The following is a 16,856-nucleotide window of genomic DNA, read 5'->3' on the forward strand; positions in this document are numbered from 1 at the left end:
CACCGAAACGGTCAAAATGCCACGCTGGCCAGACGCGGCTCGCGGCCATACCTGCTACATCAGGGTTATTCGGAACCCGACCCTTTCCCAGTGTGTTGAGTGTGAGTGCGCTTCATCCGAAGCACAACAAGAGCACATGCCACATGAAAACGCACATCGCTGACCGACTGATCCTCTCGCTGGGGGGCCTGGTTCTCATTTCCGCCTTTGCCGTCTCTGCGATGTCGAGAGAGGCCTTCTTCACCTATTTCGGGGCCGAGGATTCGCTGATCGAAAACATGACGGCCGCGCTGCTTGGCCTGTGCGGGCTGGTGCTGATCCTGCGCGTTCTGAAACTGCGCACCACCCTGTCGCACGGTGCCCTGGCGCTGGGGCTGGTCTATGGGTTGGTCTACATCTGGGCCGGAGGCGAAGAGATATCCTGGGGTCAGCGCATCATCGGTTTCGAGAGCCCTGAATTCTTTCAGGAAAACAACGACCAGCAGGAATTCACCTTCCACAACCTCGTCATAGGGGATGTGAAGCTTGACGAGTTCATCTTCGGGCCGGTTCTGTCCTACATCATCTTGAGCTACCTGATCCTGCTGCCGCTGCTGTGGCAGCGCGTGGCATGGGTCAGGACGCTGACCGACCGGATGGTGATCCCGGTCCCGCGCCTGCATCATGCGGCGTTTGCACTGGTCGTCACGCTCATCATCCCCTTCCTCGGAGAAAGCCGCCGCTGGGAAGTCTATGAGTGTATCTTTGCGCTTCTGTCGCTTGCGATCTTTCTGAACCCCGCCAACCCGCTGACCGCGAAAGCGCAGGAACCGGACGCGCGTCCAGCGGACAGGTGACGGGCTGGACAAATGCAGAAAGCCTTGCTATACGGCGCGCTCCTGCAAATCCTTGCAAATCCAACTTAGAAAGGTGGTGAAAACCACATGCAGGTTAGTGTTCGTGACAATAACGTCGATCAGGCGCTCCGCGCTCTGAAGAAAAAGCTGCAACGTGAAGGCGTTTTCCGTGAAATGAAGCTGCGTCAGCACTTCGAGAAACCCTCGGAAAAGAAAGCCCGCGAGAAAGCCGAAGCGATCCGCCGCGCTCGCAAGTTGGCGCGCAAGAAGGCACAGCGCGAAGGTATGCTCTAAGCAGTTCTTTCCAACACGCTATGACATTGACAGCCCCCGGAACCGTACGCGTTCCGGGGGTTTGTTTTTTTCAATCCCGTCGATTCTTGCACGACTCACGCCTGCCATGAGACGATGAACTGTCCGGCGCCTGTTTTTTTGCCGGATCCGAATTTCCAGCAACAGGCCTGCGGGTCTACCCGTCTTTCAATTTGCTGACCCCGCATGGCCGTTATTCAAGGGGTGTAATTATGACTGGTGAAAACTCCGCCACCAATGCGGTGGTGACTGTCGCAGCCTTTGCCGTCGAACGGGCCATTGGCGGCGCAAGGGGCAGCGTGGCCGGGCTCGTGGTTCAGCCCGTGGCATGGGCCGTGACCGGGACAACACCGGATGCCGGCGATGCGTTCATTTACGGTGTCGGCGCGGTTGGGGCTGCAGCGGGATGGATTCTTGTTGTGCCAGCCACCTTCACGGGTGTCATCAAGGCTGCCGTTGACGATTATGTCGGCGGTCTGGTTGCAGAGGCCAAGGCAGATGAGCCTCAAGCGGTGCGCAACGGCATTCATGGCACGGACGACTATGGCTTCTGGTCCGCCAACAACCACATCGAGGCGATGACAATCGCGAGCTATGGCGGCGTGGCCTGGCAGCACAGGAACGGGGCATACCTCTTCATCAAAGACGCCAGCGACACGCTGATCTGTGACTATCACCCGCGATCCTACCGCCGCCTCTACCGCCCGGTTCTGCCGCTGCGCCGAAACGGAGACCGGGTGGCATGGCAATACGAAGACGCCTGATCCGGACACAGGGCGAAAGATCGCGGTTTTCCGCAACAGGACTTCCCTCGCCCGGTCGCATCTGACAGGTTGCCAGAGCGACTAAGGGGAGGCGGATGTTCATGGCCAGGGTCTGTGTGTTCGACGCGTATGGCACGCTGTTCGATGTTGCGGCAGCGGCGCGGGTGCTGGCGGATGCCCCGGGGCGGGACGCGCTCAAGGCTGTGTGGCCATCCCTTGCCGAACACTGGCGCCTGAAGCAGCTTCAATACAGCTGGCTGCGCGCCATTACCGACGAATACACCCCGTTCTGGGAAGTGACCAAGGACGGGCTGGATTGGGCGATGGAAAAGGTCGGTCTGACCGATGACCCGGAGCTTCGGGAAGCCCTTCTGGCGCTCTATTGGGAACTCCCCGCCTACCGGGAGGTCCCTGTCATGCTGGCGCGGTTGAAGGCTGCCGGAAAAACCTGTGCGATTCTGTCCAACGGAAACACGGACATGCTGGAAGGCGCGGTCGACAGCGCCGGGATTGGCACGTTTCTCGATGCGGTTCTGTCCGTCGAGGAGGTCGGCATCTTCAAACCGTCGTCCCGCGTCTATGATATGGTCGGCGCACGCTTTGGCTGCACCAAGGAGGATGTTCTTTTCGTATCCTCCAACGGCTGGGATATCGCAGGCGCAGCGGGGTACGGGTTCCGAACCGTCTGGGTCAACCGCGCGGGCGATCCCGTCGATCGCCTGCCGCATCGCCCCGACCATATCCTGTCTGATCTGACCACCATTCCGGAGCTGGCCTGATGCCGCGTTTCACAACCTCTGACGACCTGTCCCTGCACTATACCGACGAAGGTGACGGGTTGCCCCTGCTCTGCCTCGCCGGCCTGACGCGCGACGGTTGGGATTTCGAATTCGTCGCGCCACATCTTGAGAATGTGCGCCTGATCCGGCTGGATTATCGCGGACGGGGCCAGTCAGACTGGGGCGAACCGGCAACCTACCAGATCCCCGTAGAGGCGCGCGATGCAATTGAGTTGCTGGATCACCTCGGCATCGACAAAGCCGCCGTTCTGGGCACGTCGCGTGGCGGACTGATTGCCATGGTCCTCGCCGCCACCGTCAAGGACCGGCTGCTTGGTGTGGCGCTCAATGACATCGGTCCCGACATCGCGCCGGCGGGGCTTGAGGTGATCAAGGATTATCTTGGCCGGAAGCCCGTGCTGAAAACCCATGCCGAGATGGCCGAAGCCCGCGCCCGGGTCATGACGGGGTTTCCGAACGTCCCACCGGAGCGCTGGCTGCGCGAGTCGCAGATCCTGTTCAATGAAACCGAGGACGGGCTGGAACTGACCTATGATCCGCGTCTGCGCGAAGCCGTGCTCGATGGTGGCGCGCAACCCGCACCGGACCTCTGGCCGTTGTTCGATGCCCTCGCCGGTCTGCCACTGGTCTGCCTCCGCGGAGCGAATTCCGATCTGCTGTCTGAGGCGACATTTGCCGAAATGAAACGCCGTCGCCCCGACATGATTGCCGTCGAAGTCGCAGACCGCGGCCATATTCCATTTCTTGACGAACCCGAAAGCCTGGACGCCCTTCGGCGCTGGCTGGACATGCTGAGGTAAGCCCATGGACATCGAACGCATCGAGGCGGCAGCAGGCCGCCTGAAAGGACACGCGCGGGTCACGCCGCTCCTGTCCTCTCCATTTCTTGATGACATCGCCGGGCGGCGGGTTCTGGTCAAGGCCGAGTGCCTGCAGCACACCGGCAGCTTCAAATACCGTGGGGCCCGCTCGGCTGTCTCGGCCCTGCCGGAGGACAAGCGGAAAAACGGCGTGATCGCCTATTCCTCGGGCAACCACGCGCAGGGCGTGGCGCTTGCGGCACGGCAGTTCGGGGTCGCGGCGGTGATCGTGATGCCGTCGGACGCGCCGAAAATGAAGATCGACAACACACGCGCCCTCGGGGCGGAAGTGGTGCTGTATGACCGGGCCAACGAGGATCGGGACGCCATCGGCACCAAGCTTTCGGAGGAGCGCGGGCTGACACTCATCCGCCCCTTCGACGAACCCGAAGTGATCGCCGGGCAAGGCACATGCGGGCTGGAAATTGCCGCACAGGCCGCCGAGTTGGGTGTGACCGAAGCCGATGTGATCGTCTGCTGCGGCGGTGGTGGACTGACGTCGGGTATTGCTTTGGCGCTGGAAGCCCGCGCGCCGGGAATGCGGGTGCGCCCCGCCGAACCGGAGGGCTTTGACGATGTGACGCGGTCACTGGCGTCTGGCCGGATCGAACACAATGCAAGCAGCGCCAACGGGCTGTGCGACGCGATTGTAACACCGCAGCCGGGCAACCTCACTTTCCCGATCATGAACCGGCTCTGCGGGCCGGGGATCGTCGTAACGGACGACGAGGCGCAGATGGCGATGGCTCAGGCGTTTTCGCGGCTCAAACTGGTGGCCGAACCCGGCGGCGCGGTGGCGCTGGCTGCAGCGCTTTATCACGGTGACCAGCTCGACGGGGACGCGGTGATCTGCACCATTTCCGGCGGGAACGTAGACCGGGCGGTGTTTCTGAGGGCGCTGGAACAGTTCGGAGAAGGATAGTGCAGGATGTCACGGTAGCGAGTTTCAACGTCAAGAACCTGATCGGCCCGGATCAGGAATATTACCGGTTTCAGACCTACACACCCGAGGAGCACGCCTGGAAGGCCGACTGGATGGCGGATCAGTTGCTGGCGCTGGATGCCGATGTGGTCGGCTTTCAGGAGATATTCGAGCAAGCCGCGCTGCAGGCGGTGATCGACGAAACCACGCGCCGCGCCGACAGTCTCAACGAGGCCGCACAACCGGACAGAACCAAGCCCTACCGCAAAAAGGCGATCTTTCGTCGTCTGGAAAGCGGCGGGTATCGCGACGCCGCGCTGGCCTTTGCCCCCAACTCCGCAGATGACGGCATTCCGGGGGAACGCCGTCCGGGAGTCGCGATCCTGTCGCGGTTGGGTTTTGAAGGTGCCCCCGAGATCATTCAGGATCTCCCGCAGCCCCTTGTCATTCCCTTTGCGCCCCTTCGTGGCCTCGACGCGGGCGATGCCGGGCAGTTTACGCTCAGGCGGCTGTCACGGCCAATTCTCAAGGTCCGCGTACCGATGGGACGTCAGGTCGTGACCGTGTTCAACTGTCATCTCAAATCCAAACTGGGCGAATTCATCAAACCCGCAGGCGCAGAGTTTGCACGCGAGGCCGATCTCACGCGATATGACCCGCTCGGTCGGGCGCTTGGGGCGCTCCGCGCGGCTGTGCGACGGATGGCCGAAGCCTGGGTGCTGCGCGCTGAAGTCCTGTCAGAGCTGAACGCGGGCAACCCCGTCATCGCGATGGGCGACTACAACGACGGCGAACATGCGGTCAGTTCCGAGATCATATCGGGCGAACGCCCGTTCAAGAACTACGCGTGGATGCTGCGCCACGATGCCCGGCACCCCTCGGACCGCTACACGGCCGAGGAAAACGACCAGATCACCGCAGCCGTGGAACATGTGCGCCTGCATTCTGCCGAAAAGCTGTTCGTCCGAAAATCCTTGCGCGACATGGTTTATACCTCGGCATTTGGAGGGGTGTTCGAAAGTATCGACCAGATCTGGCTGTCCCGGCATTTCGCGCCGGAGAACGAAAACCAGATTGGTGACATGACCTATTTCAGCGTGCTCAACGATCACCTGACAGATGGCAGCCACCCCGAAGCGCCATACAACAAGCTCGCCAGCGATCACGGACAGATCATGGCGCATCTCAGGATGGCCTGAGCGCTTGGGGGCGTTGCCCTGTCCGTCTGCGGCGGACTCCACCGACGTATTTTGAAACCGGAGAACAGGAGGTCACATACACATGAACATCGCTGATCTGGAGGACATCCGCCTGCACTACCGGATTGACGGCGACCCCGACGGGGCGCCGGTGGTCTTTGCAAATTCGCTGGGAACGGACATGCGGCTCTGGGACAAGGTGCTGGCGCGCCTGCCAAAGACCGGACTGAAATACATCCGCTACGACAAGCGCGGGCATGGCCTGTCTGAATGCCCCAAACCGCCCTATGGCATGGGCACCCTCGTGCGTGACGTAGAACGGCTGATGGATCACCTCGCCATCCGCGATGCGGTGTTTGTCGGCCTGTCCATAGGCGGTATGATCGCGCAGGGATTGGCCGCCAAGCGTCTGGACCTCGTGCGCGCGATGGTCCTGTCGAACACCGGCGCCCGCATCGCCACCCGCGAAATCTGGGCGCAGCGGATCGCGGACGCGGAACGCGGCGGCGTCGTAGCGCTGGCCGATGCCACGATGACCCGCTGGTTCACACCCGCTTTCCGCGCAACACCCGAATTCACCGCATGGCGCAACATGCTCACACGGACGCCGGCAGACGGGTATATCGGGTGTTCACACGCGATTGCCGGAACAGATTTCTATGCGACAACTGCGGCGCTCCGCCTGCCCACACTCGGCATCGCGGGCAGCGAAGACGGATCGACGCCGCCTGATCTGGTGCGCGAAACCACGGAGCTCGTGCCGGGATCGCAGTTTCACCTGATCCGAAAGGCAGGCCACCTGCCCTGCGTCGAGGCTCCTGACGAATATGCCCGCGTGCTGAATGACTTCATCATCGCGCAGGCGCATTGACTGACGAACTGTCAAGTGTAGTTTACACTCTGAAGGCGCAATGGCCTGACCCCGAGAGTTTTGCACATGCGCCTTCCCGTCGTCTTTATCCTGATCACCGTGATGATCGACGCGATGGGCGTCGGCCTCATCATCCCCGTGATGCCGGACCTCATCCGCGAGGTCACGGGCGGAGATCTGGCCAATGCAGCCCTCTGGGGCGGCGTGCTTGCCACGGTATTTGCCGTGATGCAGTTTCTTTTCGGCCCGGTGATCGGCAACCTGTCGGACCGCTATGGGCGGCGCCCGGTTTTGCTGATTTCACTGGTTGTCATGGCGGCGGACTACGTGGTGATGGCCCTCGCAGGAACGGTCTGGCTGTTGCTGATTGGCAGGATCATCGGGGGGATCACGGCCGCCACGCAATCCACCGCGTCGGCCTATATGGCAGACATCTCTGACCCCGAGAAAAAGGCGCAGAATTTCGGACTGGTCGGGGCGGCCTTCGGGCTGGGCTTCGTAGTCGGTCCGCTTCTTGGAGGGCTGCTCGGGGAATGGGGAACGCGCGCACCGTTCTGGGCGGCCGCAGCCCTTGCCGGAGCCAATGCCGTCCTTGGATATTTCGTGCTGCGCGAAACCGTCACCGACGCCATCCGGCGCCCGTTCGACTGGCGCCGCGCCAACCCACTGGGCGCGTTCAGGTCTCTGGGAGAGCTGCCCGGTCTCGGAAGGCTCTTTGCCGTGTTCTTCCTCTATCAGGTGGCGTTCTTCGTCTATCCGGCCGTCTGGGCCTATTTCGGTCAGGCGCGGTTCGGCTGGAACGCGGGCATGATCGGGCTGTCGCTGGGCCTTTTCGGGATCATGATGGCAGTGGTCCAGGGCGGGTTGATCCGGCTTATCCTCGCCCGTCTGGGGGAACGCGGAACGGTCATCTATGGACTCGTTTTCGATGTCTTCGCCTTCGGAGCGCTGGCCTTTGTCACATCCGGAACGGTGGCGCTGATCCTGACCCCTCTGGCAGCCCTCGGGGCAGTCATCACCCCGGCACTCCAGGGCATCATGTCGAAGGCCGTCGGAGACAAGCGTCAGGGTGAGTTGCAGGGTGCCCTGACATCGGTCGGGGCTATTGCGATGATCGTTGCTCCGATGGTGATGACCGGCGTCTTTGCGCAATACACCCGGATCGATGCTCCGGTGTATTTCCCCGGCGCGCCTTTCCTGCTGTCGCTCGGGTTGATTGTCGTGGCGCTGGTCGTGTTTCTTGCCCCGCGCCGTGGCGCTGTCGCGGCCTGACCTGCAGAGGTCGACTTCACGCTTGCGCTTGCGCCCACTGCGGGACACGGTGCCCAAAAGATCAAGGGAGGGGCCATGACCCGCATCAAAGCCGCCGTCTGCACGGAGTTCGGCAAACCGCTTCAACTCGAAGAACTGGACCTGCGCGCGCCGCTGGCCGGCGAGATCGAAGTCACATTGGAAGCGGTGGCGATCTGTCACTCGGACATCCACTACGCGGACGGTGCCTGGGGCGGCGATCTTCCCGCCGTTTATGGCCACGAAGCTGCCGGACGCATTTCAGCAACGGGCCCGGGCGTCACCGACCTGAAAGAAGGGCAGCGGGTTGTGGTGACACTGATCAAGGCCTGCGGCACCTGCCCCAACTGTTCGAGCGGCAAACCGACAATCTGCGAAACCCCCGGCACCGACGCCTCGCCGATCAGCCGCACGGATGGCACGCCCGTCGTCAAGGCAATGAACTGCGGCGCCTTTGCGGAACGGGTTGTGGTCGATCAATCCCAGGTCGTTCCCCTGCCCGAGGACATGCCCGCCGAAGCCGTCGCACTGATGGCCTGCGGTGTCATCACCGGTGTCGGGTCCATTGTGAACGCGGGCAAGCTGCGCGCCGGCGAAGACGTGGTTGTGATCGGCGCAGGTGGCGTTGGCCTGAATGCCATTCAGGGCGCACGGATCGCGGGCGCGCGTCGGATCGTTGCAGTCGATATGACCGAAGAAAAGCTTGAGACCGCCAAAGCCTTCGGCGCGACCGACGGCGTTCTGGCGACCGGAGATGCCCCCTGGAAAGAGGTCATGCAGATTCTGGGGCGCGGAGCCGATCTGGTTGCGGTGACAGTCGGGGCCATCCCCGCCTACAACAATGCCCCGCGCTATCTGGGCTGGGGGGGACGCATGGTGATGATCGGCATGCCCCATTCCGGCGCGATGGCGGAATACGAACCGGTGGTGCTCGCATACATGTCGCAGGGCATGATCGGATCCAAGATGGGCGACGTGGTGATCCGCCGCGACATCCCATGGCTGGCCGATCTCTACAGACAGGGGCGCCTCAAGCTCGATGAACTGGTGTCAGGTCGCTGGTCGCTGGATCAGATCAACGAAGCGATTGCCGACACCAAAACCGGCGGAGCCAAGCGCAACGTCATCATGTTCTGAGCCGAACGTGCGCCGGGTCCCGCATATCCCGGACCACCCGCCCGGCGGGCGGGTCTCCGACCAAGGAAACCGCTGGATGCATCCACGCATCGCGCCTCTTGCCCGAAAGGACATTGGATGAAACTCCACGCGCTCGACATCATCACAACAGCGCCCCCACCTCCGGGATGGGGAGGGCGGTACTGGACCTTTGTCAAAGTGACCACCGACACCGGTATCACCGGATGGGGAGAGTGCTACGCCTCCTCGGTCGGCCCGACCGCGATGAAGGCCGTGATCGAAGATGTCTTCGACCGCCACATGAAGGGTGAAAACCCCGAAAACATCGAACTGATGTTCCGCCGCGCCTATTCCTCCGGTTTCACGCAGCGCCCGGACCTGACGGTGATGGGCGCGTTCTCGGGGCTTGAGATCGCCTGCTGGGACATTCTCGGAAAGGCACGCAACCGTCCCGTCTGGGCCCTTCTGGGCGGACGGATGAACGAACGCGTGCGGGCCTATACCTATCTCTATCCGCTGCCACATCACGACTTGAACAGCTTCTGGACCGATCCGGACGCGCAGGCCGAGGCCGCCAAAGAATACGTCAGGCAAGGCTTCACCGCGCTCAAGTTCGATCCCGCCGGTCCGTACACGATCCATGGCGGGCATCAACCGGCGCTTACCGACGTTTCGCTCTCTGTGGAGATGTGCAAGGCCATACGCGCGGCGGTTGGCGACAGGGCGGACCTTCTCTTCGGCACCCACGGACAGTTCACGACCTCAGGCGCGATACGTCTGGGTCAGGCGATCGAGCCTTACCTGCCGCTTTGGTACGAAGAACCGATCCCGCCCGACAACTTGCTGGAGTTCGCCGAAGTGGCCCGTGCGGTGCGCATCCCCATCGCCACCGGGGAACGCATGACCACAAAGGCAGAGTTTGCCACTCTCCTGCGCACCGGTGGCGCAAAAATCCTGCAACCTGCGCTTGGCCGTGCGGGTGGCATCTGGGAAATGAAAAAACTCGCGGCCATGGCCGAAGCCTTCAACGCCGAAATGGCCCCGCATCTTTATGCCGGACCTGTCGAGTGGGCGGCGAACATTCACCTGTGCGCGTCGATTCCGAACGTGCTGATCGCCGAAACCATTGAAACCCCGTTCCATGCTGCTCTGATCCGCAACTCCATCCGTGTCGAAGACGGCTACATCACACCGCCCGAAACTCCCGGTCTTGGAATCGAATTCGATGAGGAGTTTGCCCGCGCACATCCCTTTACCGGAGACGGGTTGCACCTGCAGATGCAGAACGAACCCTGTGACTATAAAGACGGCAATAGCTTCCAGGGTGGGGCCCCGCCGCTTCCCGAAGCGTAATTCACGCGATAATTCTTTGAATCGTACCCGGCAACGGTGCTATATGCCTCTATCCTTTGGGGGACTGTCGATGAAAGATACAAGTTTTGCGCCAAGCACTGCGCAGGACATGGCGAAAAGCGCACAGGAGGCCGCAGCCTACCTTAAGACCCTTGCGCATGAAGGTCGCCTGATGATCCTGTGTTATCTTGGCGCTGGTGAAAAGTCTGTGGGCGAGTTGGAAGCCCTTCTCAACATTCGTCAGGCTGCTGTGAGCCAGATGCTCGCGCGGCTGCGCGACGAGGAACTGGTCAAGACCCGGCGCGACGGAAAAACCATGTATTACAGTCTTAATGACGCCAGTACGGCGAGTTTGATCGCGCATCTGCACGGGATGTTCTGCGCACGTGACGAGGCCTGAGACCCGATTCAGCGGACCAGAGTTGTGCGCTCTGTCTGCGCGTGATGCGATCGGCCTGCTGCGTCAGGGCGAGATCACAACTGCGGATCTGATCGATGCCAGCCTTGCCCGCATGGACCAGGTCGAACCAGACGTGAACGCTGTCGTGACCCGCTGTCCCGACCGCGCCCTCGCCGCGACGGCCGCTGGGGATTCGCTGCTCGCGGGCCTGCCGATCGGAATAAAAGACCTCAACACGGTCGAAGGCGTGCGCACCACGTTCGGCACCAAGGGCATGGCCGATCATGTGCCAAACGCCTCTGACCCGCTGGTACTGCGGCTGGAAGAGCGCGGCGGCGTGGTGCTGGGCAAGACCAACACGCCCGAGATGGGCGCCGGCGCCAACACGTTCAACGCGGTCTGCGGCGCAACCCGCAACCCGTGGAACACCAGAATGAATGCTGCCGGTTCCTCGGGCGGGGCTGCGGTGTCACTGGCCACGGGCGAGTTGTGGCTCAGCCACGGATCGGATTTCGGCGGCAGCCTGCGGAGCCCGGCAAACTACTGCGGCATCATCGGCCTGCGCCCCTCGCCCGGCATCGCTGGCGGAAGCTCCGCACATCTGGGCTTCACCAATGGTGGCGTCGATGGCCCGATGGCGCGCGATGTGCTCGACTGCGCTCTCTTCCTCGACGCGATGGCGGGGTATGACCCGGTTTGGCCGATCTCGTTCCCGGCCCCCGAAACTCCCTATCTCGAAACCGCCCGCCGCGATGCAGGTGAAATCCGCATCGCCTACACGCCCGACCTAAACGGTTTTGCAGCCGTTACTTCGGAGATCGACACGGTCCTGCGCGGCGCCCTCGAAAGCCTGCGCCTGCCCTCGGTCACGGTCGAGGAGCATTGCCCCGAACTGCCACGGTTGGATGAGACATTCCGCGCCCTGCGCTGCCTGTCCTTCCTCGGCAGCTATCAGGTGACCCCCGAAAGCATTACCAGACACTACAAAGACACGATCAAGGGCAACCTCGCCGATGCCCGCGCCATGACCTTTGACGATTACGTGCAGGCGGAACGGGACAGGGCCACTGTCTACAATACCATGGCCGCGTTCTTCAAAACCCATGACGTGCTCGCCTGCCCGGTCAACGGGCTTGCGCCTCTGCCGGTCGAAATCGAATACCCGACCGAGGTCGCCGGCCGTCCGATGCGCGACTACATCGACTGGTTGCAGTTCGCCTTTCTGGCCACCGTGGCCGGGCTGCCCGCCCTGTCCCTTCCCGTTGGCTTCACGCCGTCGGGCATGCCGGTCGGACTGCAATTGATCGGCCCTCCGCGCGGCGAAGCGCGTCTGCTGCAAGTGGCCCATACGCTAGAACAGGCTCTCAATCTGCCGGTCACCCTGATCGACCCGATCAAGGGTTAAGGACGCGGCGCACCCGCCGAGTTTGCAGGTCAGTCAAACCCTGGGAGTCAAATCGGCGCATCCGGGTTCGTGCAGGATGTAAGTCCAGCGCGAAAAGGCCCGGTCGGGTCAGCCGACCGGGCATCGATAGACGGCCTCAGGCCGCTTCTTCCCACTGGTTGGCAAAGGCGCCCAGCACAAGCCCCACATCGTCATGCGCGGCACCATGCATCTCGACCTGAGCGACCAGACCGCGCTTTTTATCATCGACAACCCTGATCACCCGCGCCGGAGACCCGGCTTCATCGAGCGCCGCATTGAACACCCGCGTGATCGCGTTCTTGCGCAGGTCAGGCTTGAAGACTTTGCCCACCGCGGTTTTCGGCAGTTCCGGCATGATCGTCATGTGCTTGGGGACCGCCGCACGTTCATGCACATGCACCTTGCAATGCTCCAGCAACTCCTGCTCGGTCACGCTCGCGCCAGCGACAAGCTCGACATAGGCGCAGGGCAACTCGCCCGCATGAGCGTCGGGCTGGCCAATCGCCCCTGCCACGGCAACCGCAGGATGCGCCAACAGTGCGTCTTCGATATCAGCGGGGTCGATATTGTGACCGCCCCGGATGATCAGATCTTTCGCGCGTCCGGTGATCCACAAATAGCCATCGGCGTCCAGACGTCCCAGATCGCCTGTCCGCAGGTAAACGTCATAATGGTAGAGGTCCTCGTTCTTGGCCGCCTCGGTGTAGGTGTTGCCGGGGAACACACCGGGGTTGGAGACACAGATTTCCCCGATCTCATCAACACCACATTCGGCAACCTGCCCGTCACGGATCGTCAGGATCTTCACGTCAGTATAGGGGAACGGCATCCCGACAGAGCCGACCTTCTTTTCCCCATCCGGCGGGTTGATCGACACGAGGCAGGTCGCTTCGGTCATGCCGTAGCCCTCGCAGATCGTCAGACCGCAGGCTTCCTCGAACCGGCGGAACAGTTCCATCGGCATCGGCGCTGACCCCGAGATCGCAAACTGGACCGAAGAGATATCCGCATCGACAGGGCGCTGCATCAGCGCCGCGACCGCGGTCGGAACGGTGATCATATAGGTCACTTTCCAGCGCTCGCAGAGCTTCCAGAAGTTGACCATGACGCCTTCGCCGCGATAGCCCTGCGGCGTCGGGAACACCACATGCGATCCCGATACGATGGCAGACATCAAAAGCGCCTGCGTTGCCATGACGTGGAACAGAGGAAGCGGGCAGATCATCGTGTCCTTCTCGGTAAAGAGCACGGTATTGCCGATCCAGCCGTTGTACATCATGCCGGAATACTTGTGCTGCACCACTTTCGGCATCCCCGTAGTGCCGCCCGTATGGAAATAGGCCGCCACCCGATCCCCGTCGCTGTCCGAGAAATCAAGCGTGGTGTTCTGCTTTTTGAGCTCCGCATTGAAGTTCAGAACATCGGCATGGTGACCACCGGGGTTTTTCGGGCGGATGAGCGGAACGATCCACGACTTCGGTGGCGTCAGATAGCGATTCAGATCGACTTCCAGAACCGTCTGGACCTTGGGCGCATGGCGGCAGGCTTCCGCCACCTTCTGTGGCACATCCGTTTTCGGAAACGCCTTGAGTGTCACCACCACCTTGGCTTCGGTCTCGCGAAGAATCGCCGCGATCTGCTCCGGCTCCAGAAGCGGGTTGATCGGATTCACGATCCCGGCAATCGCACCGCCAAGAAGCGTCAGAATGGTCTCGTTGCTGTTGGGCAGCACGTAGGCCACCACGTCATTCTCGCCAATACCCAGCTTGCGGAACATGTTGGCCGCCTGCACGGTTTTCGACAGAAGCTCGGTCCAGCTGAGTGTTTCCGACTTGTCAGTCGGCCCGGACAGCAGCTGAAAACTCACAGCCGGGCGGTTCGGATATGCTGCGGCGGTCTTGCTCAGCTGACGATAGAGCGTCGCGGGAACATCCCTCTCCGCCCACGTCATCTCATTCTCGATTGCGTCGCGGTCCTTGAAACTCGCAAACGTCATGGCGTTCCCCTCCCTGTTGGCGCGCTCTGAGCGCCGTCGCATCTTTGGCGATCTCTGTAGTGGATATTCTGCAGGAACAAGACACCACGACGCTACGACAAAATTCTTGTGACGCTGCGTTCCGAATTCATTTGGGCATCGGAAAGAAGGTTTCCAACGAAAATCGCCGGGGTTTTGCCCCGGGCGTCGACCGGTTTTGATTTTTTGCACACGTTTGCAAAGAATTCTTGCCAAACCGGAAACCCTATGGCTTGGTGGGGTCGTCTACCGCAAATCCGAGTTTGCGCAGGGGGAAGAAATGGCGGAAATCCAGCTCAGGAATGTCAACAAACGCTGGGGCAACTTCGTCGGTGTCGACAACTTCAACCTGACCATTGCGGACAAGGAATTCCTTGTGCTGCTAGGCCCGTCCGGCTGCGGAAAGACAACAACCATGCGGATGATCGCCGGGCTGGAAGACATCACCGAGGGTGAGATCGCAATCGATGGCCGGGTGGTGAACGATCTCGATCCAAAGGACCGGGACGTGGCGATGGTGTTTCAGTCCTACGCCCTCTACCCGAACATGAACGTCTACGAGAACATCCGCTTTCCGCTCAAGGTGCGCGGGGTCGATGCGTCAACCCATGACGAGCGGGTCCGCCGTGCCAGTGCGATGGTGGAACTGGACGATTTCCTGCACCGAAAGCCTGCCGAACTGTCCGGCGGCCAGCGTCAGCGCGTGGCACTGGCCCGTGCGATCGTGCGCGAACCCAACGTGTTCCTGATGGACGAGCCACTGTCGAACCTCGACGCCAAGCTGCGGGTTTCGACCCGCGCCCAGATCAAAAACCTGAGCCACGAGCTTGCCGTGACCACGATCTACGTGACCCACGACCAGATCGAAGCGATGACCCTCGCTGACCGCGTTGTCGTGATGGAAAAAGGCGTCGTGCAGCAGGTCGGCAGCCCGACCGAGATCTACGACCGCCCCGCCAATGCCTTCGTGGCAAGCTTCATCGGAAACCCGGCGATGAACCTGATCGACGGCGAGATCACCGATGGCATTTTCGAAACCCGCAACACCCACATTTCCGGATTGGGACACGCAGACGGCAAAGTCACACTCGGGTTCCGCGCAGAAGATGCAGCACTTGCCCCAGAGGGCGACGGCCAGATCACCGCACCGATCTACACGCTCGAACTTCTGGGCGACGCGACCATGATCTCGGTCCGCATCGGACAGTCACTGGTTGCGGTCAAGACCGACAAATCCTTCCGGGCCGAAATCGGCGATCCGGTTTCGATCCACGTACCGCCTGACATCTGCCACCTGTTCTCAACGGAAACAGGTCAGAGAATAGAGGGCTGAACCAAACGGGAGTCCCGGCTCAACCGGGAAACAGCGATGTGTCTTCGAAGAGGCGCATCCAGACACACAGGGAGACCAAGATGAACCTCAGAAATATCCTGATGACAGGCTCGTTCCTTGTCGCGGCGGGTGCCAGCACTGCGATGGCAGCCGATTGTGGCATCGACGGTGGCCGGCTCAGCATCATCGGCAACGAATTCCCCGCCATCCAGACTGTCGCGCGCAACGCACAGGACTGCGACGGTCTGTCCGAAGCCAAGGCGAATCTCACCGCCGATCACCAGACGATCAACCTTGCCGGGATGCAGGGCGATCCGGCCGAATACACCACCGCGATCGTCGCAAACTCATCCATCGTTGCGCTGATCAACGAAGATGTGATCCGCCCACTCGACGATCTGGTGTCCGCGCATGGTCAGGACATCCCGAAGAACCAGCTCATCACGATCAACGGTCAGGTTATGGCGGTGGCGTTCATGGCGAACGCGCAGCACCTCGTCTACCGCAAGGACATCCTCGAACAGATCGGAATGGAGCCTCCGAAAACCTACGAAGACATGCTGGCCGCAGCCGAAAAGATCCGCGCCGAAGGTATCCTCGAATACCCGCTGGGCGGTGCCTACGCGGCAGGCTGGAACCTCGCGCAGGAATTCGTGAACATGTATATCGGCAATGGCGGTCAGTTCTATGAACCAGGCACCGCGCAGGTCTCGATCAACAACGAGGCGGGCGTTGCAACGCTCGAGATGCTGAAATCGCTCAGCGCCTATATGAACCCCGACTTCCTCACCCACGACTCCAACGCAACCAGCGCCGAATGGGAAGCAGGCAACGTCGCGCTCATGAACATGTGGGGCTCGCGCACGGGAGTTCTGATGGATGCCGAAGGCTCCACCCCCGAAGTCTACGAGAACACCACCGTCGCAGGGCCGATGACCGTCGCAGGCGGCGACACCCCCGCATCGACACTGTGGTGGGACGGATGGACCGTGGCCAAGAACATCAGCGACGCAGACGCCGAAGCGACCTTCAAGGCGATGAAGCACGGCATCAGCCCGGCCATCCTCAACGACGAGACCATGGGACAGGCGGTCTGGATGATCGACGGATACCAGCCCGCCCCCGTCAATCAGGGTGTGTTCTCGGCCATTTCGGCAGGAACAACACCCTATCCGATGCTGCCCCATCACGGCCTTCTGCACACCGCGCTTGGCGACAACATCGCTGATTTTCTGCAGGGCAAGGAAAGCGCCGAACAGACCCTTTCCGACATCGAAGACGCCTATATGACGGCGGCACGCGAAAAGGGCTTCGTCAACTGATCCCGCTGAGTGCAGGG

Annotated in this window: 16 protein-coding genes; 15 read left to right on the forward strand and 1 reads right to left on the reverse strand. The window is 61.6% G+C overall.

Annotated elements, in window-relative coordinates; translation table 11 throughout:
• The first annotated feature begins 143 nt into the window (after positions 1-143).
• From MGEO_RS08330 to MGEO_RS08390, 13 genes are all read left to right on the forward strand, one after another.
• Positions 144-836: a hypothetical protein gene (locus tag MGEO_RS08330; protein WP_085636259.1), complete on the forward strand. Its 693-nt coding sequence runs from the start codon at positions 144-146 to the stop codon at positions 834-836.
• An 87-nt stretch (positions 837-923) separates the two neighbouring features.
• Positions 924-1,130: a 30S ribosomal protein S21 gene (gene rpsU / locus MGEO_RS08335; protein ID WP_036556662.1), complete on the forward strand. Its 207-nt coding sequence runs from the start codon at positions 924-926 to the stop codon at positions 1,128-1,130.
• 230 nt (positions 1,131-1,360) lie between these two features.
• On the forward strand, positions 1,361-1,912 hold the full coding sequence (locus MGEO_RS08340) for a hypothetical protein (RefSeq protein WP_085636260.1): 552 nt from the start codon (positions 1,361-1,363) through the stop codon (positions 1,910-1,912).
• 101 nt (positions 1,913-2,013) lie between these two features.
• Positions 2,014-2,691, forward strand: a complete 678-nt coding sequence (locus MGEO_RS08345) for a haloacid dehalogenase type II (protein ID WP_085636322.1) — start codon at positions 2,014-2,016, stop codon at positions 2,689-2,691.
• Entirely contained in the window at positions 2,691-3,512 is an 822-nt protein-coding gene (locus tag MGEO_RS08350; protein ID WP_085636261.1) for an alpha/beta fold hydrolase, read from the forward strand. Before MGEO_RS08345 ends, MGEO_RS08350 begins: the two co-directional genes overlap by 1 nt.
• 4 nt (positions 3,513-3,516) lie before the next feature.
• Positions 3,517-4,494: a threonine ammonia-lyase gene (locus MGEO_RS08355; protein WP_085636262.1), complete on the forward strand. Its 978-nt coding sequence runs from the start codon at positions 3,517-3,519 to the stop codon at positions 4,492-4,494.
• Complete coding sequence (locus tag MGEO_RS08360; RefSeq protein WP_085636263.1) at positions 4,494-5,693, forward strand: endonuclease/exonuclease/phosphatase family protein; 1,200 nt, start codon at positions 4,494-4,496, stop codon at positions 5,691-5,693. Before MGEO_RS08355 ends, MGEO_RS08360 begins: the two co-directional genes overlap by 1 nt.
• Positions 5,694-5,775: 82 nt before the next feature.
• On the forward strand, positions 5,776-6,564 hold the full coding sequence (gene pcaD, locus MGEO_RS08365; protein ID WP_085636264.1) for a 3-oxoadipate enol-lactonase: 789 nt from the start codon (positions 5,776-5,778) through the stop codon (positions 6,562-6,564).
• A gap of 66 nt (positions 6,565-6,630) precedes the next feature.
• Entirely contained in the window at positions 6,631-7,836 is a 1,206-nt protein-coding gene (locus MGEO_RS08370; RefSeq protein ID WP_085636265.1) for a TCR/Tet family MFS transporter, read from the forward strand.
• A gap of 75 nt (positions 7,837-7,911) precedes the next feature.
• On the forward strand, positions 7,912-8,991 hold the full coding sequence (locus MGEO_RS08375) for a Zn-dependent alcohol dehydrogenase (protein ID WP_085636266.1): 1,080 nt from the start codon (positions 7,912-7,914) through the stop codon (positions 8,989-8,991).
• A 117-nt stretch (positions 8,992-9,108) separates the two neighbouring features.
• The gene (locus tag MGEO_RS08380) at positions 9,109-10,344 is read left to right on the forward strand and encodes a mandelate racemase/muconate lactonizing enzyme family protein (protein WP_085636267.1); all 1,236 of its coding nucleotides are present in this window, start codon (positions 9,109-9,111) and stop codon (positions 10,342-10,344) included.
• A 70-nt stretch (positions 10,345-10,414) separates the two neighbouring features.
• Positions 10,415-10,744: an ArsR/SmtB family transcription factor gene (locus tag MGEO_RS08385; protein WP_233139764.1), complete on the forward strand. Its 330-nt coding sequence runs from the start codon at positions 10,415-10,417 to the stop codon at positions 10,742-10,744.
• Positions 10,731-12,149: an amidase gene (locus tag MGEO_RS08390; RefSeq protein ID WP_085636269.1), complete on the forward strand. Its 1,419-nt coding sequence runs from the start codon at positions 10,731-10,733 to the stop codon at positions 12,147-12,149. Before MGEO_RS08385 ends, MGEO_RS08390 begins: the two co-directional genes overlap by 14 nt.
• A 136-nt stretch (positions 12,150-12,285) precedes the next feature.
• Here the strand turns inward: MGEO_RS08390 and MGEO_RS08395 are convergent, their stop codons facing one another.
• Complete coding sequence (locus tag MGEO_RS08395; protein ID WP_085636270.1) at positions 12,286-14,166, reverse strand: acyl-CoA synthetase; 1,881 nt, start codon at positions 14,164-14,166, stop codon at positions 12,286-12,288.
• 298 nt (positions 14,167-14,464) lie between these two features.
• Between MGEO_RS08395 and MGEO_RS08400 the strand changes: the two genes are divergently transcribed.
• Entirely contained in the window at positions 14,465-15,517 is a 1,053-nt protein-coding gene (locus MGEO_RS08400) for an ABC transporter ATP-binding protein (RefSeq protein WP_085636271.1), read from the forward strand.
• Between the two features lie 80 nt (positions 15,518-15,597).
• The gene (locus MGEO_RS08405) at positions 15,598-16,839 is read left to right on the forward strand and encodes an ABC transporter substrate-binding protein (RefSeq protein WP_085636272.1); all 1,242 of its coding nucleotides are present in this window, start codon (positions 15,598-15,600) and stop codon (positions 16,837-16,839) included.
• Positions 16,840-16,856 lie beyond the last annotated feature (17 nt).

Source organism: Marivita geojedonensis, from assembly GCF_002115805.1.
GTDB classification, from domain to species: domain Bacteria; phylum Pseudomonadota; class Alphaproteobacteria; order Rhodobacterales; family Rhodobacteraceae; genus Marivita; species Marivita geojedonensis.